We start from the raw sequence: 18,995 nt of genomic DNA on the forward strand, positions 1-18,995 counted from the left end.
GATATCTGAACATAATCTAGCAAAATTTTCGAAACCTAATAGCTTTCATCAAGCAATTCGACGGGCACCACACCGACGGACTGCACGGTGATAACACGTACTAAAGTGGCCACACCAATAAAATTAGCGGGATCGCAACCACCAGAACGACCGATGAAAGCGGCAGGCCCAATTTCCAATAATCACCAAAACGGTAACCCCCAGGCCCTAGCACCAGCGTATTGGATTGGTGTCCGATCGGGGTTAAAAACGCACAGGAGGCACTAACCGCCACCACCATCAAGAACGGGTCGAGTGAGACATCGAAGCCATTGGCTAAACTCACCGCAATAGGCGCCATCAGCAGCGCAGCCGCCGCATTGTTGACCACATTGGAGAGCAGCATAGAGAGTAAAAACAGCCCGATCATGGTGACGACGACCGGCCAGTCACTGCCAAAGCTGAGCAAGACGTTGGCAATCAAATCTGCGCCGCCGCTGGTTTCCAACGCTTCACCCACGGGTATCATCGCCGCTAACAGCACGATAACGGGGCCATCAATGGCTTGATACCCTTCGCGTAACGGTAATACGCCAATCAGCAGCGAAATCAGTGCAGCGCTACTCATGGCCACGGCCGCCGGAAGTAGATCAAACAGCATCGCCGTGATCGCCAAGGCAAAAATAGCAACCGACATGGCCAGCTTACGCGGCTGCCCCAGATGCAATTCGCGGCTAGCCAGCGGCAGACACCCTAGTGAGGCGAGACTGTCTGAAATTTCATTTTCGCTGCCCTGCAATAGCAAAACGTCGCCGTTCTTAAATCGGATATCCCGCAACCGCTGCTTCAAGCGCCCGCCATCCCGGGCAACGGCCACCAGGTGCAGTCCAAACTGATGGTTCAAGCGTAGCTGCCGTACACTGCGGTTAATCATCATAGAGTCATTACGCACAACGGCCTCAATGAGTTGCAGGCCCTCGGTATCTACCCGCTGTTGATCCTGGGCGGCATCTTTCTTTTTAGCTTTATCAGCCTCTTTGTCGCTGGCTGAATGCTCGGTATCTTTCGCCTGTGCGTCTTCCCCTGGCTCGTCCTCCAGCTCTTCCTCAAGCTCAGCGATCGCGCTGAGCCCCACTTTGTCTTCCAGCATTTGCAGCTCGTCGGGCCCTGCCTCCAACAGCAGTATATCGCCCTCTTCCAAGGCGCCGTGGAAGTTATAGCCAGCACGACGGTTGTCATCTCGCACCACCGCTAACACGGGGATGGTTTCATCCAGCTCATCGCGTAACTGCTGAAGCGTCAAGCCTTTGGCTTTTGACTCTTCGCCCACTTTCAACTCCACCAGATAGTTGGCAGTGTCGAACATTTCATCAGTGGAGGCCTGGCCACTACGCTTGGGCGTCAAACGCCAACCGACCAGAACGATAAACGCCAACCCTGCTAGCGCAACCGCGATACCGACCGGCGAAAAGCTAAACATGCTAAACGCTTCATCCGTAACCTCCCGGCGATAGCTGGAAATAATGATATTGGGCGGGGTGCCAATCAAGGTGGTCAAACCGCCGAGCAAAGAACCAAACGCCAGCGGCATAAGCAGTAGAGAGGGAGACGTGTTGTGCTCGCGGGCAAGTCGCATAGCCACCGGTAGCAACAGCGCCAGGGCACCCACGTTATTCATAATACCCGATAGCAGTACGATGGTGCCCACCAATACCAAGAGCTGTAGCAGCAGGTTTTCACCTACTTTAAGCACTTGGTTGGCAATAATATCGACCACGCCCGAGCGCTCAAATCCCCGGCTAAGCACCAGCACAGCGGCCACGGTAATCACCGCCGGATGGCCAAAACCAGCGAACGCACTTCCGGCCGGGACTAGCCCAAGCATGACCGAACCCAGCAACGCTGTTAGTGCCACTAAGTCATAGCGGAATCGCCCCCAGATAAACGCAGCAAGCGTTAGTCCCAGCACGATAAACACCAGTGTGCTAGGGGTAAGCGTTAACCAGCCAAGATCTAACGTTTCAATACTTACGTTTTCAACACCTGAATTCTCAACCCCTGAGCCCTGTGCACCTGAGCTTTCAACACTTAAGTCCTCAGCCGACATCCTTTACCTACTCCCTTGCCACCGTTTGATAGGGGCAGCCTACGATGGATGCACGCCACGCTCACAGCATGGCCAACTACTGCACATTAGACGTTTACTATACACACGTATAGCCCCTGCAAATGGAGAGTTTTATCAACACCTATCCTATAAAAACGGAGCAGCCCGGCAATGCCGAGCTGCAAAGGGAGTACCTGTAGAGAAGAGATAGGCTTATATAGACAGCGACCTGCAGGACTTCACTGCATCGAAACACTCTTGCAGACTGAGCCCGCTCCTCCTCTCAAAGAAAAGCCGACAGATAAAACAAGCTTGCTAAGGCAGCAAAATAGTAGACCCAGTGGTTTTACGGCTTTGCAGCGCGTCTTGCGCTTTGCCCGCTTCTGCCAACGGGTAGCGATTGGCGATATCTATTTTGACTTTGCCGCTTTTCAGCATGGCGAAGAACTCTTCGCACATCATCTCCAAGCGCTCGCGGGTGTCGGCGTATCCATTTAGGCTGGGGCGAGTCACGTAGAGTGCACCCTTCTGGTTAAGAATACCGATATTAACGCCATCCACCGGGCCAGAGGCGTTGCCAAAGCTGACCAACAGTCCACGGGGTTTTAGGCAGTCCAGCGACATTTCCCAGGTGTCTTTACCCACCGAGTCATACACTACATCGCACATGTCGCCATTGGTGAGCTCACGTACCCGCTCAACCACATTCTCTTCGCTGTAGTTGATCGTCGCCCAGGCACCGTTGGCTATGGCCAGATCGGCTTTTTCCTGGGAGCTCACGGTACCGATCAGCTTAACGCCTAGTGACTTCGCCCACTGGCAGGCAATCGACCCGACCCCACCAGCTGCGGCGTGAAACAGAATGGTTTCGCCGCCTTTCAACTCATAGGTTTGGCGCAGTAGATACTGCACGGTCAAGCCCTTGAGCATGCTCGCCGCTGCGGTTTCGAAATCAACGAAGTCAGGCAGCTTGACCACTTTAGCCGCAGGCAACGTATGCAGTTCAGCATACGCCCCCAAAGGGCCTTGGGCATAGGCCACGCGATCGCCCACGCTTAGATGGGTAACACCTTCACCCACCGCATCGACGACACCGGCACCTTCGGTGCCTAGCCCAGAAGGCAAGGAAGGGGCTGGGTAGAGCCCGGTGCGAAAATAGATATCGATAAAATTGAGGCCGACAGCCTTATTGGCAATACGCACTTCACCCTGCCCAGGGTCAGCGGAGGTAACGTCGACCAGTTCAAGCACTTCAGAACCACCGGTACGGGCAAATTGAATACGCTGAGACATAGAGGTTTCCTTATTCATTGCTTGGGTTGTCAATAACAAGCATAACAACGGGTGCTGCTATACAAGCGCGTCGCGGCGTTTAAATCAAGCTAGCACGCTAGCGTTATTCCACCTCAGTTTTTTCCCCTTTGAGCACGAATCGAATGAAATCCTGCTGTCATGCACCCATGCTAGAATTAGCTCTCCTTTATCGTCTAAGGCTTAGAGATTTGTCATGACGCATCCCGCTATTCAGCTCCCCGCGCTAATTGCCCACCGCGGCTACTCTGCCGCCGCTCCTGAAAACACCCTCGCGGCGGTGCGCGCTGCCCACCAGGCGGGGGCCACATGGGTAGAACTGGATGTGCAGCTACTGGGGGACGGCACACCAGTGATTTGGCACGACAGCGACGTCGCGCGCTGTTCAAACGGGCGTGGTGGGCTCGCCTCCATGGATTGGATCAAGGCGCAAACCCTGGACGCTGGGGGGTGGTTTGATGATCGTTTTGCGGGTGAGAAGATGCCTAGCCTTAGCGAGATGTTGGCACTGTTGAACGAGCTGGAGATGGGCGTCAATATGGAAATAAAGGTCAACAAAGGCCGTGACCCCATCGCGCTGGTTGATCGCGCGCTGCCGGAAATGCTGGACACCCTCCCACCCGAGCGTTTGATCATCTCCTCCTTCAATGCCAGCGCCCTCAGCCACTGCCGTCGCTTTGCCAGCAAAGAGCGGCTGGCCCTGGGCGTGCTGTTCGGCAGCGTGCCAAAAAACTGGCGCGAACAGTGCGAGGCCATTGAGGCTTTCAGCGTGCACCCTCACTGGCCACGTTTAAAGCGCGCCCAAGTCGACGCCATGCAGCGCGAGGGCTATCAAATATTGTGCTATACCGCCAATGACCCTAGCGCTTTTCATAGTCGTTGGGAGTGGGGAATCGGCAGTGTCATCACCGATGAACCCGCCGCATTCAAGCGCTTTCTAGATAGTCACTGATAAGCTCTAACAACTTATTAATTCACACACTGGCAAGGAGTCCACCGTGAAGTACCTAGGAGCCCATGTGAGCGCCGCTGGCGGCGCAGACCAAGCCGTGCACCGGGCAGTGGAAATCGGCGCAGATGCCTTTGCGCTATTCACCAAAAATCAGCGCCAGTGGCAAGGTAAGCCGCTCACCGATGAAGCGATTCAAGCCTTCCGCGACGCCTGCGCCGAGCATAGCTTCGCCCCTGAGCAGATTTTGCCCCACGACAGCTATCTGATTAATCTTGGCCACCCGGAGCAGGAAGGGCTACGTAAATCCCGGGATGCCTTTCTGGATGAGATGCAGCGCTGCGAGCAATTAGGGCTGACACTGCTTAACTTTCACCCCGGCAGTCACTTAAATAAAATCAGCGAAAGCGACTGCTTAAAGCGTATTGCGGAATCCGTTAACGAAGCGCTAGCGCATACCCAAGGCGTCACGGCAGTGATTGAAAATACGGCGGGACAAGGTACCAACCTGGGCTGGCGCTTCGAGCATTTAGCCGAAATCATTGCCCACGTGGACGATAAAGCCCGCGTAGGAGTGTGTATTGATACCTGCCACGCCTTTGCGGCGGGCTACGATTTGCGCACTGCAGAGACAACCCAAGCAACACTTGATGAATTAGCTAGCGTTGTTGGCTTTGAGTACCTGTGCGGTATGCATTTAAACGATGCCAAAAGCGCCCTTGCCAGCCGCGTGGATCGCCACCATAGCCTGGGTAAAGGCAACATTGGCCTTCCCGCTTTTACCACCATCATGCAGGAACCCCGGATTAGCGGCATCCCCATGATTTTGGAAACCATCGAACCCGATATCTGGGCCGATGAAATTGCTTGGCTGCGCACTCAAGCACCCACAGCGTGAGCTAAATAATATAACCCAGCGTTCAGCGGTTTTTGCACACCCGGCGTTGCTTGCCTACGCTTAAGCTCCTTTCCTCAAGCCCCAGCCTAAGTAAGGAGCGAGCAATGAGCGATACCGATCTTGGCAGTTTAGATGCCCAGGCCCTAGCTCACTTGTTTGAAAGCCGAGAGGCCTCACCGCTAGAAGCCACCCGCGCGGCCCTTGAGCGGATTGAGCGTTTTAACCCAGACGTTAATGCCTATGTGTATGTGGATGCTGAAGGCGCAGAGTCAGCGGCCAAAGCCTCAGCGCGGCGCTGGGGACAAGGCAAACCGCTTAGCCCCATCGATGGAGTGCCGGTTTCGTTAAAAGACCTGACCCAAGTGGCTGGCATGCCCTGCCGAGAAGGTTCGCTCACCTCTTCAGAGGCGCTATGTGACAGCGACGCCCCACCGGCACGCATGCTGCGCGAAGCGGGCGCCATCCTGCTGGGCAAAACCAACACGCCTGAATTTGGCTGGAAAGCAGTCACTGATAACCGCGTCTTTGGCGCCACGGCCAACCCCTGGGACACACGGTTAACCCCCGGTGGCTCTTCCGGCGGTGCCGCTGCGGCTGCGGCGCTCAATATGGGGGTGCTACACCAGGGTGGCGACTCAGGTGGCTCTATCCGGATTCCCGCTGCTTTCACCGGTGTCTTTGGCTTTAAACCTACTTTCGGCTGGACGCCCCAATGGCCGCCAGCCAAAGAGCCCAGCTTATCGCACCTGGGGCCGTTAACACGCACCGTTCGAGATGCGGTGAGTATGTTGAACGTGATGGGCAGGTACGATTACCGTGACCCCTACGCCACCCGCGGACAGCCTGAAGACTGGGGTGTAGATCTAGATAAAGGCTTAACCGGGCTGCGAATTGGCTACTCCACTGATCTTGGCTATGCCAAAGTAGACCCGCAAGTTGCCGAACGCGTGCGCGAAGCAGCCAACCGGATGGAGGCGTTAGGCGCTGAAGTGGTCGAAGTGCATCCCGGCTTTTCCTCACCGCTGGATACCTTTCGCAAACTATGGTTTACCGCCTCGCTAGAACAGTGGTCACAAATGGATGACCGCCAGCGCACGCTGCTGGACTCCGGTATGGTGGCCAATGCCCGTGAAGCCGAGCCCTGGAAAGCCGTTGACCTGTTTCGTGCCTTGGCGGATCGTGCGGAGTTAACCCAGCGCTTGGAGCACTTTAATCAAGAGTATCATCTGCTAATGACACCTTCGGTGGCTATCCCGCCGTTTGAAATAAACCAGGAAGTTCCCCCCGGCAGTGATATGCGGGATTGGGAAGAGTGGGCGCCATTTAGCTACCCTTTTAACCTCAGTCAGCAACCCGCCGCGTCGGTGCCCTGCGGTTTTACCGGCGACGGTTTACCGGTGGGCTTTCAGCTAGCGGGCGGCAAATACGATGATGTGCGGGTTCTGCGCGCCTGTCATGCCTACATGGAAGCGCACCCACCACGCTTTCCCAGCGTGCCCAACCCCGCCCAGTATGCTTAACAGCTGTGCAGCATAAAAAAGCCCAGCCAATCATAACGCTTGGCTGGGCTTTAGCGATCAATAGGAACGTTACATTGCCGAGAGTTTCTCTTGGTCTAACACGCCCGACATGCGCACCATAGCCAATGCTTCATCCAGGCTGCTCATCTCTTCGATCATCACCAACTCGCTCTCTAAACTCACCGGCTGACCGGCTGTTTCAGAGAGCAGTTTTTCCAGAGAAGCCACATCCATAGCGTCGTCTAAGTGGTGAACATCCACTGAGGCACTATTACGGCCAGGCAGGTAGATGGTGCCATTAGAGAAATCCACGGCGTAGGCGATCACTCCGGGTACGATAAAAAACAGCAAACCTACCCCGTTGGCGACAGCAATAACCGGATCAATATCACCGCTCAATTGGCCCTTACGCTCAGGGTGAAAAAGCGTACCACAACCACTCAATGACACGATGGAAACGCCAACCACGGCGCCAGTCAACCAGCGACGAACTGCTTGGTGCATGAAGGTTCCCTCAACCAAAAAAAGTAACGATAGCCGATATAGCGTATTGCGCTTTGGTTTTTTTGCCGACTATCGCGCCATAAAACTTGATCAGTTTAGCACAGCCATCCAGAAGCATAGATGATTTAGCGATAAGGACTATTTTGCCGCTTCAACCGCTAGGCCGTACAATGCTTCCATTCAACGCTTTTAAGCACTTTTTTAAGAATCCAGTTTTCAAAATCTAAGGAATGCTAACGCCCATGCGCGCCAGCCAATTACTGATTGCCACTCTAAAAGAAACCCCGGCTGACGCCGAAGTCATTAGCCACCAGCTAATGCTCCGTGCCGGGATGATTCGCCGCTTAACCTCTGGGCTTTACACTTGGTTACCGCTCGGTCTGCGCACCCTGCGCAAAGTGGAAGCCATTGTGCGCGAAGAGATGAACCGCGCCGGTGCTCAAGAGGTTCTCATGCCCGCTGTGCAACCCGCTGAGCTGTGGCAGGAGTCTGGGCGCTGGGAGCAGTACGGCCCCGAGCTGTTACGTCTCAAAGATCGCCACGACCGCGACTACTGCGTAGGCCCGACCCACGAAGAAGTGATTACCGACCTGGTACGTAAAGAGATCGCCAGCTACAAGCAGTTGCCGGTCAATTTCTATCAGATCCAGACCAAGTTCCGCGACGAGATTCGTCCGCGTTTTGGGGTGATGCGCTCTCGCGAATTCATCATGAAGGATGCTTACTCCTTCCATCTGGATGAAGCCTCTCTAAAGCAGACCTACCAGGATATGTACGACGCCTATACGCGCATTTTCACGCGTCTTGGCCTCGACTTCCGTCCGGTGATCGCTGATAACGGCTCTATCGGGGGTACCGGCTCCCACGAATTCCATGTGCTCGCGGATTCCGGCGAAGACGACATCGTCTTCTCCACCTCTTCCGATTACGCGGCCAATATGGAAAAAGCCGAGGCCCTGCCTGCTCCACTGGGTAGCGACATTCAGCGCGAGGCGCCTACCCAAGAGATGCATCTGGTAGATACACCTAACGCCAAGACCATTGCCGCCCTGGTTGAGCAGTTCGATCTGCCGATCGAGAAAACGGTCAAAACCCTGATCGTACATGCCGCCGAGGGCGGCCTGATTGCCCTATTAGTGCGCGGTGATCATGAGCTAAACGAGGTAAAAGCAGAGAACCTTCCTCAAGTGGCGGCTCCGCTTACCATGGGCAGTGAAGAGGAAATTCGCGCAGCAGCCGGTGCAGGTTTTGGCTCGCTTGGCCCGGTGAACCTTGATATGCCCATTATTGCAGACCGCAGCGTTGCCCTGATGAGCGACTTTGGCGCGGGTGCCAATATTGAAGGCAAACACTACTTCGGTATTAACTGGGAGCGGGATGTGGCTTTGCCAGAAGTGGCCGACCTGCGCAATGTGGTGGAAGGCGACCCCTCTCCCGACGGCCAAGGTACGCTCTCTATCAAGCGCGGCATCGAGGTTGGTCACGTCTTCCAGCTTGGCCAAAAGTACTCCCAGGCCATGAACGCCAACGTGCTGGGTGACAATGGCAAAACCAGCCACCCATGGATGGGTTGCTACGGCATCGGCGTAACCCGCGTGGTCGCCGCGGCCATTGAGCAGAACCACGACGACGCCGGCATTATCTGGCCCAACGCCATTGCGCCCTTCCAGGTGGCGCTGGTACCGATGAACGCACACAAATCCCAGCGTGTGCGCGAAGAGTCTGAACGCCTTTACCAAGCGCTCACCGCCGCAGGCTTAGACGTTCTGCTGGATGACCGAGACACCCGACCCGGCGTTAAATTTGCCGATTTGGAACTGATGGGTGTCCCCCATCGCCTAGTGATCGGCGACCGCGGCCTGGACAACGGTGAACTGGAATATAAAGGACGCCGTGATAGCGAAGCCACCATGGTGCCTGCGGATCAAATCATCAACTTTTTGCGTGAGAAAGCTAGCTAAGGTAGTAACGCTTAGCGGGGTGCTGCTGAGCTGCACCGGGCTTGTAGCCACAAGCCCGGTGGCGGCTCAGCCGTTATCCCAATCCCTAACCCACCCTGCGTTGAACAGTTGGCTTACCGTTAAGCCAAACGCATGACTTTCCTGCCTAATCCATTCACTATTAAGTTCAACACAGTGCAAGCTAACTACGCGCTAGCTTAATAAGGGATACGTCGCAATGCCACTACACCAACATCGCCCAGTTATGGGCTTTATCAGCGCATACGCAACCCCGTTATTGGCAGTAGCGATGATCCCCCTGCTTGGCGCCACCGCTAACGCCGCGCAGATAACGGTTCACAGTGCTGACGGCCAGCCGCTTGAGGACGCCGTCGTTGAAGTTTACTACGACACAGCGGCAGGCAATCCACCTCAAGAAGAGAACATCTATCAGCGCGATGCCGCCTTTCACCCCAAGGTACTGACTGTGCCGACCGGTAGCTATGTGGCATTTCCCAACCAGGATACAACCCGACACCACGTCTACTCTTTTTCACCGGCTAAAACCTTTGATTTAAATCTCTATCTGCAAGAAACGCCGCCGCCGGTTCACTTCGACCAATCCGGCGTTGTCGTTTTGGGGTGTAATATTCACGACCATATGCAGGCTTTTATTGTGGTCAGCGACGCCCCCTACGCGGCGCTAACCGGGGCCGAAGGCATGCTTGCCCTGCCCACGCTGCCAGCTGGAGAGCATCGTGTGCGCGTATGGCACCCGCGGCTCGATGACAGCCAGCAAGTTTGGTGGGAAGGCATAATTACCGATACTGACCAGTTGGAAGTCAGTTTGGAACTCAACGCGCTGCCACCTCCAGCGCCAATACTCTCTCCCCTTCAGCAGCGATTTAAAGATGCCACTTAAGCCGCTATTAGTTTTCAGGAGATGGCGATCCGCCACTTAGTGAGGTTGCTATGCGCTTTAGAACGCGCCTGATGCTCGTGCTACTGACCGTGGTGATTGTCTCGCAGCTCGCCACCGGAGTAGCGTTTCTTCGCGCGACCCAAAACGACGTCATTGCCAAAGGGTCCCAACGTTTAGAAGTGGGCGCCAATGTGTTGGCACAACTGTTGGACGCGCGTGGGGAGCAGTTAGCCAACAACGTCGCCATCCTCGCCGATGACTTCGGCTTTAAAAGCGCCGTTTCCACTCGAGATACCGAGACGCTCTACTCTGTGCTGGCCAACCACGGCGAGCGTGCCAAGGCCGATATCGTGTTGCTCAGCGATCTAGATGGACATATTTTAGCCAGCAGCCATCACGCGCAAAATAGCCCGATGCCTTTCCCGCAGCTGTTCGAACGGGCTCGCCAAGAGGGTCAAGCTGTTAGCGTCGTCATCGCCGAGGGTCAGCCTTACGAATTTGCCCTGCTCCCCGTACGCGCCCCCAACCTGATTGGCTGGGTGGGCATGGGCTTTTTAATCAATGAAGCAGTGACGGAAGAGATTAATGCGTTAACCGGGTTGGACATTAGCGTGGTTAACTTCCTCGATAACCGTGAGATCAGCTACCTGGCAAGTACTCACGACGAGCACTTAGCCCAGCAGTTAATCAGCGGGCGTGGTAGTGAGCTCATCGAAGGCGAGTACACCTTACACAGCCAGATGACGCCGGATGCTGAGTACCTCTCCTATGCGAGCCAGCTCTATTCCGACGACGCTAATCACACCTATGCGCTGCTGCAACTCTCCCGCAACGAGCTGCTTGGCGCTTACCGTTCATTACAGTGGCAACTGCTGGGAATCATTGCCCTGATCCTGCTATTTACCGTGCTGATTGCCATGTGGAGCGCGCGGAGCATGAGCAAACCGTTAATGGAATTGGCGCAGGCGGCTCAGCGCATTGGGCGCGGCGAGCGCTTCACCGAGTTACCGATTGGTACTGAGCGGAGCGAAACCGGGCTATTGGCATCAACACTACTCGCCATGCAGGAGGGTATCGCTCAGCGCGAAGCGACACTTCATCACCAATCTCGCCACGATTTACTCACTGACCTGCCCAATCGCATCAGTGCCCAAGAAGATATTAGCCTTTTGATCAAACGCGGTGAGCCGTTTACCCTCCTGCGCCTGGCGATTAATAACTTTCGCGATATTAACGACACCTTCGGCTATGCACTGGGAGATCATGTGCTGGTCACCCTGGCCAAGCGTTTACAGCACTTTGACGCTGAGAGCACGGCCTACCGGCTTGATGGGGATGAGCTGCTACTACTGGTGAAGCAGTCGAGAAGTGACTTTGCCTGGCGCACACGCCTTTTCACTACTCTCCACCACCCCATCGATCTTGATAAATCCCCCATCACGCCCTCACTTTCGGCGGGAGAAACCAACTACCCCGACCATGGCGACAGCCCACAACTGTTGCTGCGGCGATCCGATATAGCGTTGGATATGGCGCGACGTCACCGGCACTCTCATCAGCGCTATCTGGAGGGTCAGGATGAACACCACCTGCGTCAGCTCACCTTGATTCGCGATCTACAGGACGCGGTGGGCAACGGCGAACTGTGGATGGCCTACCAGCCCAAAGTAGACACACGTAACGGCCGTGTCGAGCAGTGCGAAGCACTGATGCGCTGGCGTCACCCCTCGTTAGGATTTGTTCCACCCGATGAGTTCATCAGCTTGGCCGAGCGCTCGGGAAGTATCAGCATGCTTAGTCACTGGATGTTAGCCAATGTATGCGCTCAACTGCATGCCTGGCAGCAACACGGTTACCACTTATCGGTAGCGGTTAATCTATCCGCCAGTGATGTGGTGGATCGTCAATTAGCAACTTATTTGGCCAGTTTACTAGAACGCTATCGCCTTTCTCCTGCCCGCCTGAGTATCGAAGTCACTGAAAGTGCCGTTATGCAGGACGTTGATGCCGCTATGTCCACGTTGATGGAACTCAACCAACTGGGGCTACGTATCGCGATTGATGACTACGGCACCGGCTACTCTTCCCTGGCGCAAATCAAACGGCTACCCGTGGATGAGCTCAAGATCGATAAGTCTTTCGTGTTGGCCATCGACTCGCAAAAAGATGACTTAACCATCGTCAGTTCAACCATTGAAATGGGGCACAGTTTAGGACTGCGCATAGTGGCCGAAGGCGTTGAAAATCGCGCCAGTGCCGAGCTGTTAAGCAAACTTGGCTGTGACTATTTACAAGGGTATTGGATTGCTAAACCCATGCCAGCGGATGAACTAACCACATGGTTGGATAACTTTACGCCGCTGTCACTGCCCCACCCGGTGTCTTCCATACTAAAGACGCTCCAGAGAAAACCATGAGGTTATTTCAATCTATGTTTTCACCGCCCAACTCAACCTTTAGGTACTCTCTCTCCGGTTGTCTCGCGGCCTGCTTAGCGGTCTGTTTCGTGCTTGCCACCACGCCCTCTTCAGCCGGAAGCCGTATTATTGGAACGGGCGGCGTGAGTGCCATTGAAGGGGCTGCGGGAGGTGGCTTATCGCCTTGGGCAGTGCTTGCCAGCACCGCAAGCGCTCAGGAAATAGGCGTTACGGCCGCTGCTACCCGTGCGTGGGTAGACGATTATCGGCTAACGGTGACCGGCGCCAGCCTGAATGTTTATGATCGTGTTGAAGTCTCCGTGGCCCGGCAAACCCTTGATCTGGAAACCCTGGGTGGCGAACTAGGCCAGGATATTTATGGCGCGAAGGTACGCATATTCGGCGATGTGCTCTATCACCCCTGGGGCATTTGGAGTGTTGGGATACAACATAAGCGACTGGTGGATGGCGCCATTCCCACCGCCCTGGGCGCTGATGAAACAAGCGGCACCGATGTGTACCTTAGTGGCAGCAAGCTGCTGTTTAGTGCGGTTGCGGGGCGCAATGTGCTACTCAACGCGACCCTACGCAATACCGATGCCAACCAGGGCGGCCTGCTCGGTTTTGGCGGTGACCAGGGCAGCCGCTCGTGGGTGGCGGAGGGAAGTGTGGGCATCTTTATTACCCCACAATGGATTGTCGGCGCCGAGTATCGCCAGAAACCCGATAACCTAAGCGTAGCCACAGAGGACGATTGGCAAAGCCTCTACTCTGCCTACTTCTTCAATAAGCACTTATCGCTGACGGGCGCCTGGTTGGGTTTAGGCGACATTGCCGGCCTACCTTCTCAGCAAGGCGGCTATCTTTCACTCCAGGCAGCTTTTTAAGCGGGGCGCTATGATTGATCAACGCAAATCCTATGAATGCAAATACACTCATGTACGCCGTTGTTTAATAGCGCTTACGTTTACCGCGCTTACATTGTCGCTCGCAGGCTGTGTTCACCAGCCAAATCAAACGACGCTCTACGAACGCATGGGCGGCGAAACCACGATTGATGCAGTGGTTGAGAACCTGTTATACCGAATTGCAGATGATCCTGAAGTGGTAGTATTTTTTGCTAACACCAATATCGATTTATTTGCCGAATCCCTGGCCAGCCAGCTGTGTGACGTCAGCGATGGCCCCTGCAACTACGAAGGCCCGCCGATGGATCGTGCTCATCAACATATGGGGCTGACAGATGTGCATTTTAATCGTTTAGTGGAACATCTCGATGCCGCGATGCAAGAGGAAGGCATTGCCCTTGGCGCCCGTAACGAACTGCTGGGCAGACTCGCCCCCATGTACGCAGACGTTATGCGTCTTCAGTAACCTGCCAGCCGTCATCGATACATCGCTCAGGTACGGTTTATAAATAACGGCAAACCCAGCATGGGCTAAACAATTTCAGACGCTAATGTCACCACTTCGCCTCTATACTGCGGATCATCCAGATCCAATCGTTGAAATCTCGCAGGTTCTCAACATCGCGATTATCATTAGTATAATCGCGCTCAACTAGCCGAGCTGGGCCGCGTGTGCGAATGGTTAGCGGGTCACCATCTTCTGTGGTGATTAAATACCAGCTGGGGTCATCCCACCCCTCAAGAGTAACTTCGTAGTCATCCCAGGCAGTAAAGTGAAGTGCCGGAGGCACTTCGCCAAACTGATCAATCAGAAAGGTTCGAAACTCTAGGCCCTGCATCTCCACATCGCGGCCTTGATAGGGGTCGTAGAGCGTAAACGTCTCGTCAGACATGGCACGCAAATCACTTAGGGCGACCTTTTGAGTGACATCGCCGTTGATGATACTTAATGCCTGGGCGAAGGCAGCCGTGGGGAGTGTGATGCCCACGACAATTAACGCGCATGCTAACTGATCTCGTGCACGACCCCATGGGCTGCGGTGTAAAGCAACTGCTTTCATGGCATAGTTTCCTGGTGTGTTCGTTGTTGCAAAGAACTTATGCGAAGAACTTATGCGAAGAACTTATGCAAAGCACTTTCGCAAGAACTGTCGCAAATAACTTATGCCAAGAACTCTACCAGAGCACGCCTCGTATTGCTCCTCAACGCACGCTAGGGGATTTCAACTTATCAGCATATTTCAGGCAAAAAAAAGCCAGCCCAAGATGGGCTGGCAACAGGAGGCTTACTATGCCAGTAAAGCTAGGCTAGCAAACCCCCTCCCCTGACAAGGTTTACATGAACTGGGAAAGCTACTTCTTGCGCTCATTTTTACGTAGATGATCGCGAATCACGAAGCCCACCCAACCCACCATAAAGGCGATTACTAACGCGACGGTGGCTAAACCAAAGATAATTGTTTCATCCCAATACATGGTGAATCCTCCCGCCGTGATGTATGCGTTCATACTAGCCACTCAACGGCGGAAGAATGCTGACCTGGGTCAAGTTACGAAAAGCGGGGGTAAGCGGATAAACAGGAAATTGATACCGATCAATTTTTGGGCGTGATTAGGGCCTGTTGACGTTTCACTCACGGCCGCGCTGGCGTTACAACACCTTGCGGTCTTCGACTTTGCTGTGCTCGGTACCCGGTGGTAATGGATGGCCTTTGGCCAACTCTGCCCGAGTGGCTTCACGCACATCTAAAATCGTCACTTTATAGTTTAGCGTGCGCCCGGCCAGGGGGTGGTTGGTATCAACGGTGACGCGGTCGCCATTGACTTCCAGTACCGTGACAATTTGCGGCCCTGCTTCACCTTCGGTTTGAAAGCGGCTGCCTGGCGCCAACTCAGCGCTACCAAAAGAGCCGCGGCTGACCTCTTGCACCAGATCTTCGTTGCGCACACCGTAGGCGTCAGCGGGCATCAATTGAACGCTTAACTCGGCGCCAACCGACTGACCCGCTAACGCGCTCTCTAACCCTGGCACGATATTATCGTGACCATGCAAGTACTCTAGCGGCTTATTGCGCGCCTGGGAGTCATCCAACACCTGTTTGCTGCCATCGTTGAGCACGTCGCTTAGCACATAGTGCAAGGTAACGACCTGGTGCGCTGTAATCGACATGGAAAACTCCTCTCCGGTAAGCTGTCGGTTTTGTGTTAGAACGTTGTGATAAAACGTTGTATTAGAACACTGTCTTAGTTTACCACTTGACCATTGCTTGGGTCTTTTCAGGAGTCGCCTTTGATGCCCACCCCCACCCCTCAGCGCAGTTGGCTTGCTGCGCTGGCTGTTTATTGTCGTGCGCCCGTTATTACCATGCTGTTTTTGGGGTTTTCCGCAGGCCTGCCATTTCTGCTGGTGTTTTCAACGCTCTCTGCCTGGCTGCGCAGCGACGGCGTTGAGGTCGCAGCGATAGGCTTTTTCGCCTGGATTGGCATGCTCTACTCGATCAAGTTTTTCTGGGCGCCGGTAGTAGATCGCTTAGCGCTGCCGGTTTTGACCCGTGCTTTCGGGCAACGACGTGGCTGGATGCTGTTGGCTCAAGCGACCATTGCTGCCGGGCTGGTGGGGCTAGCCGGATTGAGCCCGGTGGGTAACCTCGGCTGGGTGGCCCTGTTTGCACTGTTAGTAGCGTTTGGCTCAGCCACTCAAGATATTGCGATTGACGCCTACCGTATCGAGTCCGCCGATGACGATGTCCAGGCCGCTATGGCCTCGACCTATATTATAGGCTATCGAGGAGGCTTACTTGCCGCCGGTGCTGGTGCGCTGTATATCGCGGCGTCAGCCTCTTGGGGTGTGGCTTATCTAAGTATGGCGGCGTTAATGAGCATTGGCGTGATTACCGTACTAATGCGGCCGGAGCCAAAACGCGCCTCTCTCTCCATTCAACTTATCCACGAACCCAAGGTGCGGTCGTTTATTCGCGCCAGCCGGGGCAAACCTAAAATGTTGCGCCGCCTGGGCGCCTGGAGCATTGGTGCGCTGGTCTGTCCGTTTACCGACTTTTTTAGCCGCTATGGAGTGAAAGCACTGTGGATTTTAGTGTTTATTGCGGTATTCAGAATCAGCGATTTGGCCATGGCCTCAATGGCCAATCCGCTCTATATCGACCTGGGCTTTTCGCTGGCCGAGATTGCTAGCGTAACCAATATTTTCGGCATTGCGATGAGTATTACCGGCGGGATTTTAGGCGGGCTTCTTGTAGCGCGCTACGGCATCGGCCCGCTGCTGATCTTCGGCGCGGGGCTGGTGATGATAACGAACCTGCTGTTTGCCGTCCTTGCCCTGGTAGGCAATCAGTTGCCCATGCTGGTGGTGACGATTATCGGCGATAATCTTGCCAACGGCTTAGCCAGCGCGGTGTTTATCGCCTTTCTCTCCAGCCTGACATCCCGCGCCTACACCGCCACGCAGTACGCGCTGTTTTCGTCATTAATGACGTTACCGGGAAAATTTTTAAGCGGCTTCGGAGGACTGGTCGTCACCGCTCAGGGCTACCCGAGCTTTTTTGTGATCGCCACACTGCTGGGTGTACCAGCGATTGTTTTAGCCATCTGGATTAGCCGAGACAAGGAGTTGGTGCCGACCCCCAAGCCTGCTTGAACAGACTTGAAGGTTTAGGTCAGCGGTGGGCTTCTAACCACTCCAATGCCCCAGGCGTCGTGCGCCACTGATCGCGCATCAAGGTGCGGTACTGCCACGCTTCCGCCCGGGAGCCGGGATCAACCTGGCCGTCCGGGTGTGGCATGGATGGCCGGGGATTTTCAGCACAGATCAGTTCTAATGCGTAGCGGTTATGGCCGAGCACATCAACAAGCGCGGTTTCAGCGGCCTCATGCTGCTCTAATCGATAGAGCGCCAAGGTTTTGCCCATTAGCAGCCCAAGCACTAGTGAGCCGTCGTCGTCACTCTCCTCCGCCAGCGCTAATGCTTCTTCATTGCGGTCATCGCGCAGCAGTTGATCCAGCACCAATTCGCGCAGACCCAAACTATCTTCCTGGTCGATCAGCAGTAGCTCCTCGGCGAGTTCCCGAGAGTGCTGACGCGCTCCACGCTCCATACCAACAACCAAGGCTAGCCCAGTGCGCAGCAGCATGGCGTTATTGGCATCGTCCCAGCACAGGTTACCGCTGCCTTCTGCCCGGGCTTGCTCCAACCAGCGCGAGAGACGCAGCGCCAGTGGCTCCAGCAGGCTCGGCGCCATCCAGGGCAGGCTGCCAAAGCGGCTGGTGAGCGCCAAGGTCAAGTCTTGCACTACCTGCGGAGCGTCCAGCCACTCGGGATGTGCGCAGAGTGCCGACATCCACTCAATGGCATTACCCCAGGGGTCATCACGAAAGCCTAACGCTACGTCTTCATCCACCAGCACCTGAAACTGCTCATGCCAGGCGGCAAACAGCGTCGCCTCGCGGGCACTGGTGTTATAATACAAACGCCCACTTTCAGGGTCGGCGCTCACATCAATTTTAGGGGCCGTCGGCAGCGCGGCCAGCAATGCCTGAAGCGCCACCAACGGCGTGGCCAGATCCTCTTCCGCACTGAGCAACTGATCGGCAAGCGTCGCGCCGGGGTTATCCGCTAGCGCGGCGAGAAACTCCAACTGATCTTCATCAAGCTCCCCCTGGCGAACCAGGCGGCGATACCAGAAGTTGGCGCGTTCTTTGGCTTCCTGCTCGTGGCCTTCATGCAGCAACAGCATGGCTTCAATGTAAGCCAAGGTAGGCGAATCGGGCAGCGCTTGCTGGGCTTTGACAAAGGCGCCACGGGCACTGTCCAGGTCATCGTTATCCAGATGCATTAAACACAATCGCTCAAGTGCCACACCGCGTAAAAACAGCGGCCCGCGCTCCATCACATCGTCAAGCAGGTCGGCGCGTTTCCGGCTAAAGCCTCGCTCTTGATAAATATCCAGCAGAATCTCAAAGGCGGGTTCCGCCTGCTCGGGCAGCCGCGACCAATCGCTGCCATCGAACAGCGACTCGAGGATCTGCATAGCGCGCCCCGTCTGGCCACTTTCAGCAGCGATCAGCCCGGCTTCGAGCAGCGCTTGAGCCGGTGCCCGCTGGCTATCCAGCGCGGCTTTCAGGGTGGCGCCCTTCCATTCGCGTAGCGAAAGCATCCACATCATCTGGTCGGGTATTTCGGTGGGAAACTCAACCTGGTAGCAGCACTGCTTGAATTTGCGCCCAGAGTCGCACCAGCAGGGTTCATTACGCCCCGGCGTGGCGAGGGGCTCACAGGCGAAATCAAGCCGCTCCAGCGGTGTTTGCGACCACAGCACCGGCGCCAGCGCTTGGGCCATGGCCACATCGCCTTCAAAGGAATCCGCGCCTTTGGCGCGCACCCAGGTCATAAAATCCGGATAGTGTTCTTGTTGCCTGATTGCCGAGAGTGCCCCGGAGGCGAATCCCAGCAGTTGATCGACCCATACCGCCAGCATTGCCGTCTCCACTGTGTTAAAAGCGACATAGTTTAGCATGACCCTAAG

The 18,995-nt window shown here is 55.3% G+C and carries 16 protein-coding genes; 9 read left to right on the forward strand and 7 right to left on the reverse strand.

Going from position 1 to position 18,995, the window contains the following annotated elements:
• Positions 1-100: 100 nt before the first annotated feature.
• Together QT231_RS16995 and QT231_RS17000 are read right to left on the reverse strand one after the other, a co-directional pair.
• Positions 101-2,086 (reverse strand): SLC13 family permease, encoded by a 1,986-nt coding sequence (locus tag QT231_RS16995; protein ID WP_308338023.1) that lies wholly within the window; start codon positions 2,084-2,086, stop codon positions 101-103.
• 315 nt (positions 2,087-2,401) lie between these two features.
• Positions 2,402-3,379 (reverse strand): NADPH:quinone reductase, encoded by a 978-nt coding sequence (locus QT231_RS17000; RefSeq protein WP_308338024.1) that lies wholly within the window; start codon positions 3,377-3,379, stop codon positions 2,402-2,404.
• Positions 3,380-3,593: 214 nt separating this feature from the next.
• Between QT231_RS17000 and QT231_RS17005 the strand changes: the two genes are divergently transcribed.
• The 3 genes from QT231_RS17005 to QT231_RS17015 all read left to right on the forward strand — a co-directional run bounded on the left by QT231_RS17005 (position 3,594) and on the right by QT231_RS17015 (position 6,764).
• Positions 3,594-4,349 carry a glycerophosphodiester phosphodiesterase family protein gene (locus QT231_RS17005; RefSeq protein ID WP_308338025.1) on the forward strand — a complete coding sequence of 252 codons (756 nt, stop codon included), beginning with the start codon at positions 3,594-3,596 and terminating at the stop codon, positions 4,347-4,349.
• Positions 4,350-4,395: 46 nt separating this feature from the next.
• Positions 4,396-5,244 (forward strand): deoxyribonuclease IV, encoded by an 849-nt coding sequence (gene nfo, locus QT231_RS17010; protein WP_308338026.1) that lies wholly within the window; start codon positions 4,396-4,398, stop codon positions 5,242-5,244.
• A gap of 104 nt (positions 5,245-5,348) precedes the next feature.
• Positions 5,349-6,764 carry an amidase gene (locus tag QT231_RS17015; RefSeq protein ID WP_308338027.1) on the forward strand — a complete coding sequence of 472 codons (1,416 nt, stop codon included), beginning with the start codon at positions 5,349-5,351 and terminating at the stop codon, positions 6,762-6,764.
• A gap of 69 nt (positions 6,765-6,833) precedes the next feature.
• Here the strand turns inward: QT231_RS17015 and QT231_RS17020 are convergent, their stop codons facing one another.
• Positions 6,834-7,268, reverse strand: coding sequence for a hypothetical protein (locus QT231_RS17020; protein WP_308338028.1), 435 nt, complete (start codon positions 7,266-7,268; stop codon positions 6,834-6,836).
• Between the two features lie 242 nt (positions 7,269-7,510).
• Here QT231_RS17020 and QT231_RS17025 point away from each other — a divergent pair, with 242 nt between their 5' ends.
• The 5 genes from QT231_RS17025 to QT231_RS17045 all read left to right on the forward strand — a co-directional run bounded on the left by QT231_RS17025 (position 7,511) and on the right by QT231_RS17045 (position 13,921).
• On the forward strand, positions 7,511-9,229 hold the full coding sequence (locus tag QT231_RS17025) for a proline--tRNA ligase (protein WP_308338029.1): 1,719 nt from the start codon (positions 7,511-7,513) through the stop codon (positions 9,227-9,229).
• Positions 9,230-9,446: 217 nt separating this feature from the next.
• A complete protein-coding gene (locus QT231_RS17030) occupies positions 9,447-10,130 on the forward strand; it encodes a Cupredoxin (protein ID WP_308338030.1) in 684 nt (227 codons plus the stop codon).
• A gap of 50 nt (positions 10,131-10,180) precedes the next feature.
• On the forward strand, positions 10,181-12,547 hold the full coding sequence (locus QT231_RS17035) for an EAL domain-containing protein (RefSeq protein WP_308338031.1): 2,367 nt from the start codon (positions 10,181-10,183) through the stop codon (positions 12,545-12,547).
• A gap of 143 nt (positions 12,548-12,690) precedes the next feature.
• Entirely contained in the window at positions 12,691-13,434 is a 744-nt protein-coding gene (locus QT231_RS17040; RefSeq protein WP_308338032.1) for a DUF3034 family protein, read from the forward strand.
• A 10-nt stretch (positions 13,435-13,444) separates the two neighbouring features.
• The gene (locus QT231_RS17045; RefSeq protein WP_308338033.1) at positions 13,445-13,921 is read left to right on the forward strand and encodes a group 1 truncated hemoglobin; all 477 of its coding nucleotides are present in this window, start codon (positions 13,445-13,447) and stop codon (positions 13,919-13,921) included.
• An 88-nt stretch (positions 13,922-14,009) separates the two neighbouring features.
• Here the strand turns inward: QT231_RS17045 and QT231_RS17050 are convergent, their stop codons facing one another.
• The 3 genes from QT231_RS17050 to QT231_RS17060 form a co-directional block, all read right to left on the reverse strand.
• Positions 14,010-14,516 (reverse strand): hypothetical protein, encoded by a 507-nt coding sequence (locus QT231_RS17050; RefSeq protein WP_308338034.1) that lies wholly within the window; start codon positions 14,514-14,516, stop codon positions 14,010-14,012.
• A gap of 292 nt (positions 14,517-14,808) precedes the next feature.
• Positions 14,809-14,964, reverse strand: a complete 156-nt coding sequence (gene ccoM / locus QT231_RS17055) for a cytochrome c oxidase subunit CcoM (RefSeq protein ID WP_308338035.1) — start codon at positions 14,962-14,964, stop codon at positions 14,809-14,811.
• A 142-nt stretch (positions 14,965-15,106) separates the two neighbouring features.
• The gene (locus tag QT231_RS17060) at positions 15,107-15,625 is read right to left on the reverse strand and encodes a peptidylprolyl isomerase (protein ID WP_308338036.1); all 519 of its coding nucleotides are present in this window, start codon (positions 15,623-15,625) and stop codon (positions 15,107-15,109) included.
• 123 nt (positions 15,626-15,748) lie between these two features.
• Between QT231_RS17060 and QT231_RS17065 the strand changes: the two genes are divergently transcribed.
• Positions 15,749-17,110: an MFS transporter gene (locus QT231_RS17065; protein WP_308338037.1), complete on the forward strand. Its 1,362-nt coding sequence runs from the start codon at positions 15,749-15,751 to the stop codon at positions 17,108-17,110.
• 19 nt (positions 17,111-17,129) lie between these two features.
• On the opposite strand, the gene QT231_RS17070 is transcribed toward QT231_RS17065, so the two are convergent.
• On the reverse strand, positions 17,130-18,947 hold the full coding sequence (locus QT231_RS17070) for an SEC-C domain-containing protein (protein WP_308338038.1): 1,818 nt from the start codon (positions 18,945-18,947) through the stop codon (positions 17,130-17,132).
• Positions 18,948-18,995 lie beyond the last annotated feature (48 nt).

This window comes from Halomonas sp. SpR1, from assembly GCF_031010175.1.
Lineage (GTDB): Bacteria > Pseudomonadota > Gammaproteobacteria > Pseudomonadales > Halomonadaceae > Vreelandella.

Coding starts and splice junctions, on each gene's coding strand:
- QT231_RS16995 (WP_308338023.1), bottom strand. CDS start 2,086: ATGTCGGCTGAGGACTTAAGTGTTGAAAGCTCAGGTGCACAGGGCTCA.
- QT231_RS17070 (WP_308338038.1), bottom strand. CDS start 18,947: ATGCTGGCGGTATGGGTCGATCAACTGCTGGGATTCGCCTCCGGGGCA.
- QT231_RS17000 (WP_308338024.1), bottom strand. CDS start 3,379: ATGTCTCAGCGTATTCAATTTGCCCGTACCGGTGGTTCTGAAGTGCTT.
- QT231_RS17015 (WP_308338027.1), top strand. CDS start 5,349: ATGAGCGATACCGATCTTGGCAGTTTAGATGCCCAGGCCCTAGCTCAC.
- QT231_RS17065 (WP_308338037.1), top strand. CDS start 15,749: ATGCCCACCCCCACCCCTCAGCGCAGTTGGCTTGCTGCGCTGGCTGTT.
- QT231_RS17045 (WP_308338033.1), top strand. CDS start 13,445: ATGATTGATCAACGCAAATCCTATGAATGCAAATACACTCATGTACGC.
- QT231_RS17025 (WP_308338029.1), top strand. CDS start 7,511: ATGCGCGCCAGCCAATTACTGATTGCCACTCTAAAAGAAACCCCGGCT.
- QT231_RS17060 (WP_308338036.1), bottom strand. CDS start 15,625: ATGTCGATTACAGCGCACCAGGTCGTTACCTTGCACTATGTGCTAAGC.
- QT231_RS17030 (WP_308338030.1), top strand. CDS start 9,447: ATGCCACTACACCAACATCGCCCAGTTATGGGCTTTATCAGCGCATAC.
- ccoM (WP_308338035.1), bottom strand. CDS start 14,964: ATGAACGCATACATCACGGCGGGAGGATTCACCATGTATTGGGATGAA.
- QT231_RS17020 (WP_308338028.1), bottom strand. CDS start 7,268: ATGCACCAAGCAGTTCGTCGCTGGTTGACTGGCGCCGTGGTTGGCGTT.
- QT231_RS17050 (WP_308338034.1), bottom strand. CDS start 14,516: ATGAAAGCAGTTGCTTTACACCGCAGCCCATGGGGTCGTGCACGAGAT.
- QT231_RS17035 (WP_308338031.1), top strand. CDS start 10,181: ATGCGCTTTAGAACGCGCCTGATGCTCGTGCTACTGACCGTGGTGATT.
- QT231_RS17005 (WP_308338025.1), top strand. CDS start 3,594: ATGACGCATCCCGCTATTCAGCTCCCCGCGCTAATTGCCCACCGCGGC.